At 70.4% G+C, this 16,817-nt stretch carries 14 protein-coding genes; 6 read left to right on the forward strand and 8 right to left on the reverse strand.

From position 1 onward, the window contains the following. Nucleotides 1-62 precede the first annotated feature (62 nt). From ACFY3D_RS02700 to ACFY3D_RS02710, 3 genes are read left to right on the forward strand one after another with little or no spacing between them, the layout of a single operon-like run. Nucleotides 63-1,148 carry a FecCD family ABC transporter permease gene (locus tag ACFY3D_RS02700; protein WP_389973957.1) on the forward strand — a complete coding sequence of 362 codons (1,086 nt, stop codon included), beginning with the start codon at nt 63-65 and terminating at the stop codon, nt 1,146-1,148. Continuing rightward, complete coding sequence (locus ACFY3D_RS02705; RefSeq protein ID WP_389973960.1) at nt 1,145-2,281, forward strand: FecCD family ABC transporter permease; 1,137 nt, start codon at nt 1,145-1,147, stop codon at nt 2,279-2,281. Before ACFY3D_RS02700 ends, ACFY3D_RS02705 begins: the two co-directional genes overlap by 4 nt. Further along, a complete protein-coding gene (locus ACFY3D_RS02710) occupies nt 2,278-3,072 on the forward strand; it encodes an ABC transporter ATP-binding protein (protein ID WP_389973963.1) in 795 nt (264 codons plus the stop codon). The genes ACFY3D_RS02705 and ACFY3D_RS02710 overlap by 4 nt, the downstream gene beginning before the upstream one ends. Nucleotides 3,073-3,081: 9 nt before the next feature. On the opposite strand, the gene ACFY3D_RS02715 is transcribed toward ACFY3D_RS02710, so the two are convergent. Beyond that, nucleotides 3,082-4,734, reverse strand: a complete 1,653-nt coding sequence (locus ACFY3D_RS02715; RefSeq protein ID WP_389973968.1) for a DUF885 domain-containing protein — start codon at nt 4,732-4,734, stop codon at nt 3,082-3,084. Between the two features lie 152 nt (nt 4,735-4,886). Between ACFY3D_RS02715 and ACFY3D_RS02720 the strand changes: the two genes are divergently transcribed. After that, nucleotides 4,887-5,207 carry a co-chaperone GroES gene (locus ACFY3D_RS02720; RefSeq protein ID WP_350947367.1) on the forward strand — a complete coding sequence of 107 codons (321 nt, stop codon included), beginning with the start codon at nt 4,887-4,889 and terminating at the stop codon, nt 5,205-5,207. 151 nt (nt 5,208-5,358) lie between these two features. Here the strand turns inward: ACFY3D_RS02720 and ACFY3D_RS02725 are convergent, their stop codons facing one another. After that, nucleotides 5,359-6,321 carry a hypothetical protein gene (locus ACFY3D_RS02725; protein WP_389973971.1) on the reverse strand — a complete coding sequence of 321 codons (963 nt, stop codon included), beginning with the start codon at nt 6,319-6,321 and terminating at the stop codon, nt 5,359-5,361. 277 nt (nt 6,322-6,598) lie between these two features. Between ACFY3D_RS02725 and ACFY3D_RS02730 the strand changes: the two genes are divergently transcribed. Then, nucleotides 6,599-8,608, forward strand: coding sequence for a phosphatidylglycerol lysyltransferase domain-containing protein (locus ACFY3D_RS02730; RefSeq protein ID WP_389973974.1), 2,010 nt, complete (start codon nt 6,599-6,601; stop codon nt 8,606-8,608). Here the strand turns inward: ACFY3D_RS02730 and ACFY3D_RS02735 are convergent. The 3 genes from ACFY3D_RS02735 to ACFY3D_RS02745 form a co-directional block, all read right to left on the reverse strand. Further along, the gene (locus ACFY3D_RS02735) at nt 8,556-8,852 is read right to left on the reverse strand and encodes a hypothetical protein (RefSeq protein ID WP_389973977.1); all 297 of its coding nucleotides are present in this window, start codon (nt 8,850-8,852) and stop codon (nt 8,556-8,558) included. The two genes, ACFY3D_RS02730 and ACFY3D_RS02735, sit on opposite strands and share 53 nt — an antisense overlap. Nucleotides 8,853-9,029: 177 nt before the next feature. After that, a complete protein-coding gene (locus tag ACFY3D_RS02740; RefSeq protein WP_389973980.1) occupies nt 9,030-9,860 on the reverse strand; it encodes an ABC transporter permease in 831 nt (276 codons plus the stop codon). A 169-nt stretch (nt 9,861-10,029) separates the two neighbouring features. Next, nucleotides 10,030-11,040 carry an ATP-binding cassette domain-containing protein gene (locus ACFY3D_RS02745; RefSeq protein ID WP_389973983.1) on the reverse strand — a complete coding sequence of 337 codons (1,011 nt, stop codon included), beginning with the start codon at nt 11,038-11,040 and terminating at the stop codon, nt 10,030-10,032. Between the two features lie 137 nt (nt 11,041-11,177). On the opposite strand from ACFY3D_RS02745, the gene ACFY3D_RS02750 reads away from it, so the two are divergent. After that, nucleotides 11,178-11,948 (forward strand): TetR/AcrR family transcriptional regulator, encoded by a 771-nt coding sequence (locus tag ACFY3D_RS02750; protein WP_389973986.1) that lies wholly within the window; start codon nt 11,178-11,180, stop codon nt 11,946-11,948. 280 nt (nt 11,949-12,228) lie between these two features. Here the strand turns inward: ACFY3D_RS02750 and ACFY3D_RS02755 are convergent, their stop codons facing one another. The 3 genes from ACFY3D_RS02755 to ACFY3D_RS02765 all read right to left on the reverse strand — a co-directional run bounded on the left by ACFY3D_RS02755 (nt 12,229) and on the right by ACFY3D_RS02765 (nt 16,673). Beyond that, entirely contained in the window at nt 12,229-12,603 is a 375-nt protein-coding gene (locus ACFY3D_RS02755; protein WP_362902522.1) for a hypothetical protein, read from the reverse strand. A gap of 281 nt (nt 12,604-12,884) precedes the next feature. After that, on the reverse strand, nt 12,885-13,457 hold the full coding sequence (locus tag ACFY3D_RS02760) for a TIGR02611 family protein (protein ID WP_389973989.1): 573 nt from the start codon (nt 13,455-13,457) through the stop codon (nt 12,885-12,887). Between the two features lie 246 nt (nt 13,458-13,703). After that, a complete protein-coding gene (locus ACFY3D_RS02765) occupies nt 13,704-16,673 on the reverse strand; it encodes a cellulose binding domain-containing protein (protein WP_389973992.1) in 2,970 nt (989 codons plus the stop codon). Nucleotides 16,674-16,817 lie beyond the last annotated feature (144 nt).

Consider the following 16,817-nt stretch of genomic DNA (forward strand, 5'->3'; position numbering starts at 1 on the left):
CTAAATTGACTCCTACGTTAGATTAGCCTTGCCTAAGCATTACCGAAGAAGAGGGGTACCTGGTGAGCAGGGCCGGTGTGGCCACGGCCGCGTCCGAGACGCCCGGGAAACCGGACGAGCCGCGTCCCGGGCGAGCGGGAGGGCCGAGCAGACGCCCGGTGACACTCGTGGCCGGGCTGCTGGCGGGACTGGCCGTGCTGGTGCTGCTCGCGATGGTCAGTATCGCGGTGGGATCGCGCTCGGTCCCGCTGTCCACGGTCCTGGACGCGCTGCTCGCGCCCGACGGGTCCCCGGACCACACGGTCATCAGGGAACTTCGCGTACCGAGGACCCTGATCGGCATCGGCGTGGGCGCGGCACTCGGCCTGGCCGGGGCGCTGATGCAGAGCCTCACCCGCAACCCGCTCGCCGACCCCGGACTGCTCGGCGTCAACCAGGGCGCCATGTTCGGGGTGACGGTCGCGATCGGACTGCTCGGGGTGGGCGACCCCTCCCTCTACGTCTGGTTCGCGTTCGCCGGTGCGGCCGCCGCCGCCGCGCTCGCCTACGCGCTCGGCTCCGCCGGGCGCTCGGGGGGCGGGCCGGTACGGCTCACACTCGCCGGTGTCGCACTGGGCATGGTCTTCAACGCGGCCGCGTCGGCGATCCTGCGGAGCGACAACGCGACCTTCGACCGGATGCGGTTCTGGCTCACCGGCTCGCTGGCCGGGGTGAGCGGCGACGTCGCGATCCGGCTCGCCCCGTTCCTCGCGGCCGGGCTGGTGCTCGGACTGCTGCTCGCCAAACCGCTCAACGCCCTCGCGCTCGGCGACGAGGCGGGACGCGCGCTCGGCGTGAACATGGCCCGCACGCGCGGGCTCACCGCGATCGCCGTCACCCTGCTGTGCGGAGCCGCCACCGCCGCCGCCGGACCGCTCTGGTTCGTGGGCCTGGCCGTGCCGCACGCGGTGCGCGCCCTCACCGGCCCCGACCAACGCTGGGTCCTGCCCTACACCCTCGTGCTCGCCCCCGTGGTGCTGCTCGGCTCCGACATCCTCGGCCGGGTCGTCGCCGCCCCCGGTGAGGTGCAGGTGGGCATCATGTGCGCGGTCGTCGGCGCCCCGGTGTTCATCCTGCTCGCCCGCCGCCGGAGGCTCGCCGCGCTATGAAGATCACCTCACGGCGGACGGACACCCCGAAGGCCCGCCGCACGAACCCTCTCCTGAGAGTCACCTCACGGACGGCACCCGCCACGGAGACCTCCCACCTCGCGAACGGCTCACCGCGGACACCCGCCGCCCTGCGCCTGGGTTCCTGGTCGCTGCGGCTCCCACCGCGCGGCCTCGCCGCCGGGGCCGCTGTCACTTTCCTGGGACTGGCCGTCAGCCTCGTCGCGCTGTCCACCGGCGAGTTCACCGTTCCCATCCCCGACATCGTGGCCGCGCTGTTCGGTGAGGGGCCTCCGGTCGCCGAACTCATCGTGAGCCGCCTGCGGGCGCCGCGTGTGGTGACCGGCCTGCTGGTCGGCGCCGCGTTCGGGCTGAGCGGCGCCATCCTGCAGAGCCTCACCCGCAACCCGCTCGGCAGCCCCGACTTCATCGGCTTCACCGCCGGAGCCTCCACCGGGGGCATCGCCGCCGTCATCCTGGGCGGCACCGCCTGGCAGATCGCCGGAGCCTCCCTCGCCGGGTGCGTCCTGTCCGCACTGGTGGTCTACGCCCTCGCCTACCGGCGCGGGGTGCAGGGCTACCGGCTGATCCTGGTCGGCATCGGGATCGGCGCGCTGCTGGTCTCCGCCGACTGGTACATGCTCACCCGCGCCGACATCAACGACGCCGCCACCGCGGGAGCGTGGATCACCGGCAGCCTCAGCGGACGCGGCTGGGAGCACGCGATCCCGGTCGCGTACGCGCTGGCGGTGCTCCTGCCCGTCTGCGCCTGGCTGTCCCGCCCGCTGCGGATGATGGAGATGGGCGACGACGCGGCCAAGGCCGCGGGCATCCGCGTCGAGCCGGTACGCGCGACGGCGATCGCCGTCGCGGTGCTGCTGTGCGGAGTCGCCGTCGCCGCCGCCGGACCCGTGATCTTCGTGGCGATGGCCGCACCGCAACTGGCCCGCCGGATCACCCGCTCCCCCGGCGTCACCCTGCTCACCTCGGCGCTGACCGGCGCCACCCTGCTGGTCGGCGCCGACCTGGCCGCACAGCGCGTCTTCGCACCGGTGCAGCTACCGGTCGGGATCATGACCGCCGCGATCGGCGGGATATACCTGGTGTTTCTACTCCGGAGGGAACGACGTTGAGACTGTACGGCACCGACCTGACGCTCTCCTACGACAAGCGCGTGGTGGCCAGCGACCTGAACGTCACGATCCCCGACGGGTCGTTCACCGTGATCATCGGCCCCAACGCGTGCGGCAAGTCCACCATGCTGCGCGCCCTGGCCCGCATGCTCAAACCCCGCACGGGGACGGTCCACCTGGACGGGGCCGCGATCACCTCGCTGCCGTCCAAGGAGGTGGCGCGCAGGCTGGGCCTGCTGCCGCAGAGCTCGATCGTGCCCGACGGCATCACGGTCGCCGACCTGGTGGGCAGGGGCCGCTATCCGCACCAGCGGCTGATGCGGCAGTGGTCCCGCGAGGACGAGGTCGCGGTGGCGGCGGCGATGGAGTCCACCGACGTGACCGAACTGGCGGAGCGCTGCGTGGACGAGCTCTCCGGCGGCCAGCGCCAGCGGGTCTGGCTCGCGATGGCGCTCGCCCAGGAGACGCCGATCCTGCTGCTCGACGAGCCGACGACCTTCCTGGACATCGCCCACCAGATCGAGGTGCTCGACCTCTGCGCCGACCTGCACGAGCGGGGCAGGACCCTCGTCGCCGTACTGCACGACCTGAACCAGGCCTGCCGCTACGCCACCCACCTGATCGTGATGCGCGACGGCCGGATCGTCGCCGAGGGCGACCCCTCCTCGATCATCACGGCCGCGCTGGTGGAGCAGGTCTTCGAACTGCGCTGCGAGATCATCGAGGATCCGCAGAGCGGCACCCCGCTGATCGTCCCCGAGACCCGCCGCCGCGCCCCCGCCCGCGCCTGAGCCCCTCGCTCAGCCCTCCAGCGCGACCCGGCGGGCCAGTCCGAGGGGGAGCCCGCCTGAACCGGCCAGCGTGTCGTGGAAGGCGCGCAGGTCGCCGCGGCCCGCGGCCAGGTAGTCGTCGCGGATGCGGTCGATCTCCAGGGCGCCGGTGAGGTAGGAGGGCGCCTGGGTGGGCCACGCGCAGTAGCGGTCGACCTCTCCCTTCGCCGTGCCGGGGGTGAGCGACGATCTCGTGGTCATGTACTCCTCCGCCTGCTCGATCGTCATGTCGCCGCAGTGCAGCGAGGTGTCGACGACGATGCGGGCCGCGCGGAAGAGCCTGAAGTCGAGGTGGGCGAGCTCCTGGGCCGGAGTGGTGAAGTACCCCTGCTCGTGCATGAGCTTCTCGACGTACAGGCCCCAGCCCTCGGCGAAGTACGGGGTGCGAAACAGCCTGCGGGCCCGCCGGGGGTTGTCCGCCACCCACGACAGGTGCCAGTGGTGGCCGGGATATGCCTCGTGGACGGCGATGGAGGGCATCTGCGCCCTGGCGTTGGTACGCAGCCGCTGGCGGATCTGGTCCTCGGTGAAGGACGCGGGGGTGTACGGGACGAAGAAGTGCCCGATCCTGGAGGTCGACAGGGGCGGAGGCGACATGTAGGAGGCGACGGCGACGATGGGCCGCTGAAACTCCGGCGACGGGACGACCCTGCACTCCTCACCCCGCGCGAAGGTCACCAGGCCGCGCTCGCGGACGAACCTCCTGGCCCGTTCCGTCTCGGCCTCGTACTCGGCCCGCATGTCCTCCAGCGTCGGCGCGTGGTCGTCCTGGAGTTCGGCGATGACCGCGTGCCAGTCACCGGAACCGCCGTCCAGCCTCGCCGCGACCTCGCGCATCCGCGCGTCCAGCTCGTCGTAGGCGGCCTGTCCCCGGTCGCGCAGCTCGCCGGCGCCGTAGCCGAGCATCTCCCGCTCACGCAGCAGGGTGGAGTAGAGCTCCTCCCCCATCCGCCAGGTGCCGGTCGCCCGGAAACCTTCGAGGAACCCCACCAGCTCGTCGAAGGCCGCCGCCGCGGGTTCGGCCGCGGCCGCCAGCCGGGCGCGCAGGGCCTCGTCGGCGACCTGGCCGGGGACCGTCTCGGTGAGGAAGCGCCGGGCGGTCCGCGACTGGCCCAGCCCTCGCTGGACCAGCAGCGGAGCCGCCAGGGCGGGATCGAGATTCGCCCGGCAGGCGGCGATGACGTCCGGCACCTCGGCCAGCCGCGCGACGGCCGCGTCCACCAGTTCGGCCTCGGGGGACAGCCGCTGCAGGAACGGCCCGAACATCGAGGAGAAGATCGGCCCCACGTAGGCGGAAGGATCGCGCCTCCAGAGGGGCCACGTCTCGTACGCGATCTCGCCGCGCAGCATGGACATGACCAGCTCCCGGTCGATCTCGTCCTCGAAGCTCTCGGACCTTTCCGGCCTCTCCGGGCCCGCGGGACCTCCGGGGCTCTCGGAAGCCTGGACCCGCTGGAGGCGCTCCAGCCATCGGCGCGTCTCACGCTCCCTGGCGAGGATGCCGGACTCGGTGAAGTCACCGAGAGTCCTGTCGTACCCCTGCGCGCCCGCGAGGGCGGCGTAGGAGGGATTCGCCGCCAGATACCAGTCGAGAAAGCCGCTCACGAGCTCAGGAGACGTCATAACGCCGGATCCTACTGGGCCGATGATCTCGTCACCGGTCTTGCCGCCCGCCGGTTCTCCCGCGGCCGGAATCACCCGGACATGTGGGCCTCGGATGGACCGGAGTTCGCGGACGAGCGAGCACGCCCCCGCGATTCCCATAAACTCGTCTCGTGGGTGACCCGAAATTCGAGATCCAGATGCTCCACGACCGCGTCATGGTCAAGATCGAGCAGGAGTCCGAGGAACGCCGCAGCACGGCCGGAATCGTCATCCCCGCGACGGTGAAGATGGCCAACCGCCTCGTCTGGGGTGAGGTCTGCGGCGCGGGCCAGAACGTCCGCGCGGTGAAGGTCGGCGACAAGGTCCTGTTCAACCCCGAGGAGCAGTACGAGGTCGAGGTCCACGGCCAGGTCTACCTGGTGATGCGCGAGCGCGACCTGCACGCCATCGCCACCCCGCAGACCGACAACGGCACCGGCCTGTATCTCTGACGGCCGTCTCCGGCGACACCGGCCCGCGCCGTCGACGGCACCCGCCTCCCCGGCCCTCCGGGGTCTCCGGTGACCCCGATGACACGGCCCGCGCCTCCGGCGGTACCGCCCGCGCACCGCACCCGCGCGCGGGCGTCTCACACGCCGCCGGTCACCGCCGGGTGTAGCCGAGATAGAGCTTGTTGGACCAGTCGTCGGCGGAGAAGGCCGCCAGGACCCGCGTCACCTTGCCCTTCAGCGTGGACAGGACCACCTGGTAGTGGCCCGAGGAGGGGACGACCGCGATGAAGTGCGTCTCGTCCCACCAGCCCCACAGGGCCTTCGGCTTGATGCCCGGCACCTTGTTCACGAGCTTGCCCGAGGTGCGGTCCCAGACGCAGACGTGCTCGGTGTAACTGGAGGGGCACCAGGTCATCAGGCTCCGCCCAGAAGGGGTGAAGGCGTCCTCCCCGCCGGCGGGCCTGCCGGTCTTGGCCAGGGTGCGGCGGATCGCGCCGTCCTGCCCGTAGAAGCGGGTGCCCCCCGCGTACTCGGCCACGACGTCGAGACCGTCGGAGCTCCAGCGGAACCTCGCGGCCTTGTCGACATTGGCCACGGTCACGCTCTTGGCGGTCTTCGCCACCGTGTCGACGACCACGAAGCCGGAGGTCACCCAGGCGGATCCGCTCTTTCTCTCGACGGTCAGCACCGCCTTGTCGCCCCTGCGGTTCCAGTGGACGTAGTGCGCGACGAGCGGCTTCTTCACCGTGCGGATCCTGGTGCTCTTGGCGGCCGCGAGGTCGAGCAGGACGACCGAGTCGTAGCCCTCCCGGTAGGAGGCGGGCACCGCGAGGGCCTTGGTCGCCTTCGGCGCGACCGTGATCTCCTGGTAGGCGGCCTGCCGGGTGAATCCGGCGCCCCTTCGCAGGTAGGTCATCTTGCCGAAGGAGTAGGAGGTCACTCTGAGCGCGTCCTTGGAATCCTCCCTGACGGTGACCCGGGTGCCGGGCAGCACGATGTCGACGGGCGCGGCGAGAGGCACGGCGGCGGGTGCGGCGGCGGCCGGCTCGGCGGCGTGTGCGGCCGCCGGAACCGGCACGAGCACCGAGACCAGAAGCGCCAGGCTTCCAACCACTCTGTAAATCCCAGGAGTCACGGACACGGCGGCATCCTAAGCCGGAAAGCCCTCAAGATCGTGATCTAGAACGAATCGGTTAGAAGAGGTGTGGGAGAGGGTGAGCGGGGTGAGGAGACACTGGAAGCGCGTGAGACGGAAAATCGAGGACACGCGTGAGCGACGAACCGGGAACGCGAGCGGGCAACGCAAAGTCGCCCGGACGAAGTGGGCTGGATTCGGCCACGATGAGCCCTGTCATGGAGTTAGCGGCCGTATCGCCGATTAATGTCCTCCCATGAGGGATCGGTCATGTGCGCCCCACTCCTGGGTGCCCACCGCGGCCGGTTACGCGGCGATGGCGATCGGCGTCCTGGACATCCTCAGGGCCGTGCTGCCCTCGTTCAGGAGAAGCCGGGTCGGCGAGCTCACCGGACTCCTGCCGGGGACGTTCACCTCGCTCGCCCAGGCCGCCTCGCTCGTCCTGGGCATCCTCATCGTCATGCTCGCCCACGGCCTCCGGCGCAGGAAGAGAAGGGCCTGGCAGGCGGTGATGGTGCTCCTGCCACTGAGCGTCCTCACCGAGTTCCTGCACTCGCACCGCCCCTTCACCGCCCTCCTCAGCACGCTGGTCGTCGCCCTGCTCGTGGTCAGACAGCGCGAGTTCTACGCCCTCTCCGACCCCCGGACCCGCCGGCGGGCGCTGTGGAACCTCCTCGCCCTGGGCGCCCTGGGCATCGTCATCGGCTGGGTCGTGGTCAACGCCCACCCCCGGACGATCATCGGTGATCCCAGCGCCGGAGAGCGGCTCCAGCATGTGCTGCTCGGCCTCGTCGGGGTGGAGGGCCCGGTCGGATACTCCTCGGAGCGGACCGCCGACCTGGTCTACTTCTCACTCCTCGGTCTCGGCGCGCTCACCGCGGTGACGACCCTCTACCTCGCGCTGCGGCCGGAGAGGCCCGTCGCCGAACTGGGCCCCGAGCAGGAGGCCGCGGTCCGTGCGCTGCTCGCCGGACACGGCGCCCGCGACTCGCTGGGCTACTTCGCGCTGCGCCGCGACAAGAGCGTCGTGTTCTCCCCGACGGGCAAGGCGGTGATCGCCTACCGGGTGGTCTCGGGGGTCATGCTCGCCAGCGGCGATCCCATCGGGGACGTCGAGGCGTGGCCGGGCGCGATCAGGCGGTTCATGGAGGAGGCGGAACGGCACGCCTGGGTGCCCGCCGTGATCGGTTGCAGCGAGACGGGCGGCGAGGTCTGGACGAGGGAGGGCCGCCTGTCCGCCCTGGAGATCGGTGACGAGGCGATCGTCGACGTCGCCGGCTTCACCCTCGAGGGCAGGGCGATGCGCAACGTCCGGCAGATGGTGAAGCGGGTGGAGCGCGCGGGCTACACCTGTCTCGTACGGCGGGTCGGGGACCTCACCGAGGCGGAGAAGGACCGGATCCGGCACGCCGCCGACTTCTGGCGCGGCACGGACACCGAGCGGGGCTTCTCCATGGCCCTCGGCCGCTTCGGTGACCCCGCCGACGCCGAATGCGTCGTCGTCACGGCGCACAGGCCCCCCGATGGCACCGGGGGCTCAGGAAACACCGCGAAGAGCAGTGATTCCGGGGATTCCGGGGATTCCGGGGATCGCGAGTACGGCGAGGGCGGAACGGACGGCACAGGCGGCGCGGAGGCCGGGGACGGCGACAGGGGCGGCCAGGGCGACGTGAACGGTGCGAGCGGCACCACCGGCGCGGGCGGCAAAGGCGGCGCGAGCCGCATGACCGGCGCGGGCGGCGCGCACGGTAAGGATGCCGCGAAGGACGGGAGAGAGCCGGGTGAGGACATCCGCGCCGTCCTGCACTTCGTCCCCTGGGGCGAGCGCGGCATCTCCCTCGACCTGATGCGCCGTGACCACGACGCCGACCCGGGCCTCAACGACCTGCTCATCGTCAAGGCCCTGCAGGCGGCCCCGGCCCTCGGTGTGAGCGTGGTCTCGCTCAATTTCGCGATGTTCCGCGCCGCGCTCGCCAGGGGCGAGCGACTGGGTGCGGGCCCGATCCTCCGTCTCTGGTACGGCGTCCTGGTCTTCCTGTCCAGGTGGTTCCAGATCGAGTCGCTGTACAGGTTCAACGCGAAGTTCCAGCCGCTGTGGAAACCTCGTTTCCTCGTCTATCCCTCGGCGCGGGACCTTCCGCGGATCGGCCTGTCGGCGCTCCAGGCGGAGGCCTTCGTCTCCCTCCGCCTTCCCAGGATCGCCTTTCGCCGCGTCAGGCCCCTCCGCCCGGCGCCTCCCCGCACCTCACACACTCCATCTCCATGACCATGGGAACCTCCATGACCGTGGGAACGTGATGGCGCCGGTGCTCGTAGAACCGATGACCGAGCCCTGCCGCGACGAGCACCCCGCCGAGCAGCACGAGCATGAACGGTCCGTACTTCTCGTGCCCTATCAGCCCCATGACGAGGTGGGCTATACCGGCGGCGACGATGATCGCGCCGACGTTGAGCAGTTCCCTGTTGAGCGTCCACCCCGAGGCGGATCGTTCCCGTTCCGTCTCACTCATGCCCTCAGGTTCACTACGGTCAGTTACAGTCCTCGACGGATTCCGTCACCGCGATGTAAAACGCGGAGCGGCGATGTAAAACGCGGAGCATCTTCTCCCGGCGGCAAATGTTGTGATCCATGAAGAAACAGGACTTTCCCCGGCCGAAAGACCTGACAGCCTCGGATGCCGGCCCCGTCAGCCGCCGAGCCGGCGGAACCTGCGCGCCGACAACGGCAGGAAGACGGCGATCAGCAGCAGCGGCCAGACCACCGCCATGAGCGTGGCGTTCTGCACGACCCACGACTCCCCCGCCCAGCCGGGGTTGTCGAAGAGCCGTCTCGCGGCCGTCGCGGTGGCCGAGAGCGGGTTCCACTCCGCGATCGCGCCGAGCCAGCCGGGCATGGTGGCGGGGTCGACGAACACGCTGGACAGGAAGCCGACCGGCCAGACCAGGATCTGCACCGACGTCACCACCTCCGGTCCTCCCGCGACGAGGCCGATGTAGATGCCCACCCAGATCAGGGCGAAGCGCAGCAGCAGGAGCAGTCCCACGGCGGCCAGCGCGTCGGGCACCCCTCCCCCGGCGCGCCAGCCGAGCAGCAGCCCGGCCCCGATCATGACGGCCAGCCCGACGACCGAGTTGAGCATGTCGGCGATCCCGCGGCCCATCACGACCGCCGAGGCGCTCATCGGCATCGAACGGAACCTGTCGGTCACGCCCTTGGCCGCGTCGGTGGTGACCGCCGTCATCGTGCTCTCCAGGCCGAAGAGCATCGTCATCGCGAACATGCCGGGGATCAGGAAGTCGAAGTAGCCGCCCCCGCCGGGGACGCCGATGGCGCCGCCGAACAGGCCACCGAACATCAGCACCATCAGGACCGGGAAGAGCCATCCGACGGCGACCGTTCCCGGGCGACGGCCCCAGTGGCTCAGGTCGCGCAGGGTGATGGTCCAGGAGTCGGTCAGCGCCCAGCCGAACCGGGCGAGCGGGGAGGCGGCGGGCGTGGTCGGGGTCGTCGTGCTCACGTGGATGCCTCCGCATCGGGGGTCGGAATCGTGGTACTCACGCGGATGCCTCCGCAGCGGGGATCGTCGTACTCGGCGGGGGCCCACCGGGAACGGTGACCGCCCGCGCCGGGGCGCACGGCGGCGATGTCCGTCCGGTCCTTTTCGCGGGAGAGCGAGGTCACGGTGCTCACGTGGACGCCCCGGCGTGGGCGGTCGTGCTCTCGGCGCCGCCCGCGAGGTGCAGGAAGACCTCGTCGAGCGTGGGGCGGCGCAGTGTGACGTCGACCGGCTCGATCCCGGCGTCACCGAGCGCGGTGGCCATGGTGACGAGCGCCCGGGTGCGCTCGGCGACCGGGATGCTGACCCGGCGCGCCTCGGCGTCCATGTGGATCTCACCGGAGGCGACTCGCGCCGCGAGGGCCTCGGTCGCGGCCACGTCCGCCGGGTCGGTGAGGACGATGTCGAGCCAGTCGCCGCCGATGGCGGACTTCAGCTCCTCCGGGGTGCCCTCGGTCACGACCCGGCCCGCGCCGAGCATGGTGATCCGGTCGGCCAGCCGGTCCGCCTCCTCCAGATACTGGGTGGTGAGCAGCACGGTCGTGCCGGAGCCGACCAGGTCGCGGATGGCCGACCACACCTCCTGGCGGGCGGCCGGGTCGAGGCCGGTGGTGGGCTCGTCCACGAACAGCACCCGGGGCGAGACGATGAGGCTCGCCGCCAGGTCGAGCCGCCTGCGCATGCCGCCGGAATACTCACCGACCGGCTTGGCCCCGGTGTCGGCCAGTGAGAACCGCTCCAGCAGTTCGTCGGCCCGCCTCCGCGCCCCGGTCGCGGGCAGATGGTTCAGCCTGCCGAACATCACGAGGTTCTGCCGCCCGCTGAGGATCTCGTCCACCGCCGCGTACTGCCCGACCAGCCCGATCCGCTCGCGCACCTGCCGCGCCTGCGTACGGACGTCGAATCCCGCGACGCTCGCCCGGCCCGAGTCCGGGCGCAGCAGCGTGGACAGGATTCTGATCGCCGTGGTCTTGCCCGCACCGTTGGGACCGAGCAGGCCGCAGACCGTTCCGGCCGCCACCTCCAGGTCGAATCCGTTGAGACCCGTGCCCTCGGCGGCACCCGCGTAGTTCTTTCGCAGGTCGTAGGCGGCGATCGCCGCCGCGTCCCGCCCGGCCGCCCTCGCGTCCGCTGGTTTCACTCTTCGCACCCGTCTTCCCGTCCGGCACTCACCGGCAGTTCGCCCCACATCTACGCGTTCCTTGAACGTAGACCGTACCGTACACCGTACGGCTCAGCTACGGTGGTCCCAACGCCGAAAATCTGGAGACTGTTCCCGTGAGTGCGAAGAAAGCTTCCGACGCCGACCCGGCACGCAGCCTGGCGCTCCTGTGGGGCTCGCACAGCAAGCCGGGGCGCTCGGGGCTGACGGTGCGTTCGATCGTCCTGGCGGCCGTCGAGCTGGCCAACGCCGAAGGGCTCGAAGCGGTCTCGATGCGCCAGGTCGCCGAGCGGCTGGGGGTCGGGACCATGTCCCTCTACACCCACGTCCCCGGCAAGGGCGAGCTGGTCGACCTCATGGTCGACACCGCGTACGGGGAGCTCTACGACGACGTGGACGCCCCGTCCCGGCAACCGGGCGGGTGGCGGGGCGCGCTGGAGTTCGTCGCCGCCCGCAACTGGGACCTCTACCGGCGCAACCCGTGGATGCTGCAGGTCATCGACGCCCGCTCCACCCTGGGACCGAACGCCTCGCTCAAGTACGAGGCCGAGCTACGCCCGCTGGACGGCGTCGGCCTGACGGACGTCGAGATGGACTCCGTCCTGGCCCTGGTCCTCAGCCACGTGCAGAGCACCGCCAGAACGGCCGCCAACCAGGCGCGAGTCCAGGAGGAGAGCGGGATGACCGACGTCGAGTGGTGGGTGTCCAACGCCCCGCTGCTCGACAAGATCATGGACAGCACCCGCTTCCCGGTCGCCTCCCGGGTCGGCCAGGCCGCGGGCGAGGCCCACCAGGCGATCTCCGACCCCGCGCACGCCCTCACCTTCGGCCTGGACCGCATCCTGGCCGGAATCGCCGACCTGATCGCGGGCCGGAATCGCTCATGAACCCGGATCCCGAGGAGTGCCCCGCGGACGATCCGTCACAGGAGAACGGACGCCGCCCCCTCAGACCGTTCCCCGTTTTCCTTCGGGACCCGGGTAGCGATCGTGGCGGCACACCGCGAGGGCGTCCCCGCGCCGGTCGTGGAGGCGAGGGCCGACGATCGGTTCGCCGCCCTGCGCCGGTCGCGGGCGGGGGTCGGTGCCGGAAACAGAAAAAGCGGGGTGTGCGGAACGGGAAGGGCCTTGGTCGCCGTTTCCGTCCCGCACACCCCGGAGGGCCGGTTTAGTAGTAACCGGTGCCCGTGATGGCCGCCGGCTGGTTGCCCATGTTCTTCACCCGGTAGCGGATGCACTGGGCGGGCGGGGTGGTGGTGGCGGCGACGTACGCGGCGTGGTCGTTCGCGGCGATCGGCACCGACCCGACGTATTTGCCACGGCAGTTACCGATCTTCACCTTGACGGGCACGCTGTTCTCGTCGAGCTTGACCAGAACGTTTCCGCCGTACCGGGCTCCGGGGACGAGTTCGGGCGTGAGGAACACCTCCTCGCCCGGCTGGACCCTCGCGGCCAGGTTGACGTCGTCGGCGTGGGCGGGGGTGCCGGTCAGTGCGACGGCTCCGGCGGCCGCCAGGACCAACATCGAGGACAGGGCGCGCATCGAACGTCACTCTCCTTACTCGTCTCTGCGGATCGGACGTGGAGACACTACGAAGAGTCACATCCGCGAAAGATAACGAGGTGGAAGGGCCTGGGTAAAACTCCGGGGAGCGCCGGTCCCGTTTCCCGGACAGCGTGCGTCATAGGCGGTCAGAGTGCCGCCCGAGCCGTTGCCGTAGGTGACCGGGACATTCCGGGGAAAGCCCTGCGGGCCGGACAGGACGCCGTCGTCGCGACGGGCCCAGGAGAAACGGAGCAGGGGCCGGGCGGGAGCGAGGGCGGCTATCGGGTGAGGAACTTCTGGGCCTCGACGACCAGGTCGATGTGGAGGCTGAGCTTGAGGCCGTAGTAGACGATCGCGGTGGCGGTCACCGCCGCGACGGCGACGACCAGGATCTTGACGCTCCAGCCCTGGCGGCCCAGCCAGGCCGTCCAGGCCGACAGGGTCCGCTTGCCGAACTCCAGCAGCCGGTGCGCCCAGTGGAACTCGGTGGCCAGCACCGCGAGCCCCGCGAAGACGACCAGCCAGCCGGGGCCGGGGAAGGGCACCATGATCAGTCCGCCGACCACCAGTACGGCGCCGATCACGCCGATGACGATCTTCAAGGTGAGACGGCCCGCGCTGGTGGACCTGACGCCGTCGAGCCAGCCGTGGATGCCGGCCCGCCCGGCCGCCGCGTCTTTCAGCGCGTCGGCGTCGCCCAGCTCGACCCGGCCGTCACTCCCGGCGCCGCCGATGGCGGCCTCGCCCTGGACGCCGTCGAGGCCGGTCTCCCCGCGTACGCCGCCGGTGCCGGTCTCAGACGGCTGCCCGGTCGCGCCGTGAGGCTCGCGCACCCCATCTGAGATCGTCATGTTCTCCCCAGCACAGTCGGTTTCTTCCACAATAGGCTCTGCTGGGCGACCCGGCCCCGCCGACGTCCTCAGATCATCCTCAGGGGGGAGTGCGAGGGGTCCTCAGGGGGGAGTCCCGAGATCGCCACGGTCGCCCCTCTCGCTCTTTTCCGGGCGCGAGGAGCGACCTGATGGCATTCGGTCGCCTCCCGGGTGGGCCCGCCCGCCCTCTGCGGGAAAAACGGTGAGAGAGCGGGCGGGAGGCGGTCAGGGGGCGGTACAGGTGACGGTGGAGGGGACCCCGTTGGTGCCGGTCCAGGAGGCGCCGAAACCGAACGAGGTGGAGGCCCCGGGGGCCAGGACGCCGTTCCAGCTCACGTTTTTCACGGTGACGGCCGCACCGGTCTGGGTGTGGGTGCCGCTCCAGAGCTGGGTGATCGTCTGACCGTTCGGGAACGACCACTTCACGGTCCAGCCGGTGGTCGCCGAGGTGCCGGTGTTCTTGACGGTCACCTCGCCCTGGAAACCACCGGGCCAGGAGTTGGACACCGTGTAGGTCGCGGTGCAGCCGCCGCCGACCTGCCCGGCGAGGGTCTTGAAGGTCACCGGGGTGGAGGCGTCCGAGCTGTTGCCCGCCGCGTCACGGGCGATCACGTAGAAGGTGTACGACGTGTCGGCGGTCAACCCGGTGAGCGCGAACGACGGCGAGGTCGGCGACCCCACCTTCACATCCGTCGCCCCCGCCTCACGGTAGACGTCGTAACCACTCACCCCGACGGCGTCCGTCGAAGCCGCCCAGGTCAACGTCGCACCCGACGACGTGATCGCCGAAGCCACCGGAGTACCGGGCTTGGTCGGCGGAACGGTGTCGGGGGGCGGGACGGTCCCGTCGTTGTCGGCGTACAGGATGCCCCGGCCGTTGGTGCCCAGGTAGACGCGGCCGTAGACGCGCGGGTCGCCGGTGATCGCCTCGCCCGCGTTGCCGTACTGGTGCTTGTCGTCGTTGATCCGCACCCAGCTCGCGCCGGTGTCGTCGGAGCGGAAGACGCCGGTCACGCCGCCGATCGTGGCGACGGTGTACAGCGCCTGGTAGCCACCGGCGGTGGCGGATTTGCCGAAGCCGATATTGACGGCGTCGGTGACGCCGGACAACTTGGTGAACGACGCGCCGCCGTTGGTGGAGCGCCAGATGCCCGAGGCGGCGCCCGCGCTGTTCGCGGGTCCGGTCAGCCAGATGTCGCCCTCGCGGCCGGGTACGGCCTTGAACTTGACGTTGCCCTCGGCGGGCAGTCCGGTCGCGGCAGTGGCCGTGAAGGAGACGCCGCCGTTGGTGCTGACGTAGAACTTTCCGCCGCTGAAGCCGTAGAACCTGTTGGAGTTCACCCGGTCGGACTCGACGACGGCTCCCGTCGGAAGTCCGGTGGAGGGGGTCCAGGTGTTGCCGTAGCCGACCGAGTAGTGCACGCCCACACCCTTGGGCGCCCAGACGAACCGGGAGCCGTTCGCCGCCGCGGCGATCGTGCCGCCCTCGTTGATGCCACCGGGTTCGGTGCCCTGGAACCAGTTGGCGCCACCGTCGGTGGAGAACGCGGCGTGACTGTCGTTCGGCCGGTCGGCGTCGGTGAAGTTGCCCGCGCGGACCATGATCGACGGGTTGGTCTCGGCGTAGTCGAGGCTGGTCGTCGAGGTGAAGACCGGCGAGGTGAACAGCATGGGCGGTACGGCGTCGAGGTTGGTGTGCCGGAAGCCTCCCAGGTCACCCAGGGCACTGACGAGCGGGGCGCCGGTCGGCGGGCTGATCAGGTCGAGGACTGCGGTCTCCTCAAGCCCCTTGACCATGGGCTTGATGGTGAACTTGCCGCCGGTGTCCCACTTCTTGAGGTCCTCGGTGCCGTACACCGTGGCGCCGGTGCCGTACATCATCCGGTTGCCGTCGAACGGGTCGATCTCCAGTGACTCCGTCATCCAGCCGAGCTTGGGTGTCGTCTCCGGCGGCTGCGGGTTGGTCCCGAAGGTCAGCCACGGCGAGGAGGAGATGTCCATCGTGTAGCGGAGGCTGCGATCCGGGTAGGAGGTGAAGTCCCAGACGCGGGTCCAGGTGGCGCCGGAGTCGGTGGACCTGAAGAAGATCACGTCCGGCCACCAGGAGATCTGGGTCGCGACCATGATCGTTCCGGGGTTCTGCCGGTCGATCGTGAGGCCGCTGTAGCCGAAGTAGTTGTCGGACGAGCTGGAGGGGATCGGGCTGATCTGGGTCCAGGCCCCGGTGGTGGTGTTGAGCTTCCACACGTCACCCTTGGAGCCGTCGTACGGACCGCCGGTGTCACTGGTGGCGATGTAGAGCGTGCGGCTGACGCGGTCGAACACGCCCTTGTGCGCCATGTAGCCGGTGGGCTGTCCGGCGACCCTGCTCCAGGTGGTCCCGCCGTCCGAGGAGCTGTAGACGGTGTTCGCCTTGTCCGCGACGCCCACGTAGATCTTCTGTGTCGTGTTCCCCGCGGTTCCCGAGGTCGGGTCGAAGGTCACCCAGACCACGCCGGGACGGTGGCTGAGGTAGCCGTTGGGATCGGAGGGGTCCTGGGCGTAGTTCCCCGCGTTGGGGAAGCTCGCGACCTTGGCCCAGGTCACCCCCTTGTCGGTGCTGCGCCACAGGCCGTTGCCGTCGGGCGCGCCGAGGTAGACGACGCTGTTCCTGTTGGGGTCGACGGCGAGCCGCTCCCCCATCCCCCGGCCCGGCATGTTGCCGCCGAGTTTGAAGGGCAGCGGTGTGGCCTGCCAGGTCTCGCCCTTGTCCGCGGAGCGCAGGATGGCCCCGTTGTTGGGGTCCCAGCTGTTGGTGTACATCCCGGCGGCGACGTAGACACGGTTGGTCTCCACCGGGTCGGTGGCGAGGCTGACCACACCGTTGTAGCCCCACTTGTCCCAGCCCACCCAGTCGAGCAGCGGGGTCCAGCTCTTGCTCGCCTGTTCCCAGCGGTACGCGCCGCCGATGTCGGTGCGGGCGTAGATCAGGTTTTTCTCGGTCTGGTTGAAGATGATCCCCGGCACGAACCCGCCGCCGTCGATCCTCACGTTCTTCCACTGGTACGTCTCCGCGGCGGCCGCGGAACCGGTCCCGGTCGCCACCGTCTTCGCCGCGGCCCCCGACGCGGACGCCTGGGCGCCCCCGACGGCCGCGCCGACCGACGCGCACGCCACCGCCACGGCGGCGAGCATGCTGAACAGCCTTCTTCGCATGTACGGCTTCCCTTCGCAATGCAACGGACAAACCGCCATGCACGATCAGGTGACGGGACCCTGACCTTCGACCGCCATGATGCGCGTGCATGAACGCCCAGAGGTTCACACGCCGGACCCCGGATCGTCAATAGTTTGAATAGA

Source organism: Streptosporangium sp. NPDC000509 (genome assembly GCF_042898365.1).
Taxonomy (GTDB): Bacteria; Actinomycetota; Actinomycetes; order Streptosporangiales; family Streptosporangiaceae; genus Streptosporangium.

Coding starts and splice junctions, on each gene's coding strand:
- ACFY3D_RS02705 (WP_389973960.1), top strand. CDS start 1,145: ATGAAGATCACCTCACGGCGGACGGACACCCCGAAGGCCCGCCGCACG.
- ACFY3D_RS02715 (WP_389973968.1), bottom strand. CDS start 4,734: ATGACGTCTCCTGAGCTCGTGAGCGGCTTTCTCGACTGGTATCTGGCG.
- ACFY3D_RS02730 (WP_389973974.1), top strand. CDS start 6,599: ATGAGGGATCGGTCATGTGCGCCCCACTCCTGGGTGCCCACCGCGGCC.
- ACFY3D_RS02735 (WP_389973977.1), bottom strand. CDS start 8,852: ATGAGTGAGACGGAACGGGAACGATCCGCCTCGGGGTGGACGCTCAAC.
- ACFY3D_RS02755 (WP_362902522.1), bottom strand. CDS start 12,603: ATGCGCGCCCTGTCCTCGATGTTGGTCCTGGCGGCCGCCGGAGCCGTC.
- ACFY3D_RS02760 (WP_389973989.1), bottom strand. CDS start 13,457: ATGACGATCTCAGATGGGGTGCGCGAGCCTCACGGCGCGACCGGGCAG.
- ACFY3D_RS02765 (WP_389973992.1), bottom strand. CDS start 16,673: ATGCGAAGAAGGCTGTTCAGCATGCTCGCCGCCGTGGCGGTGGCGTGC.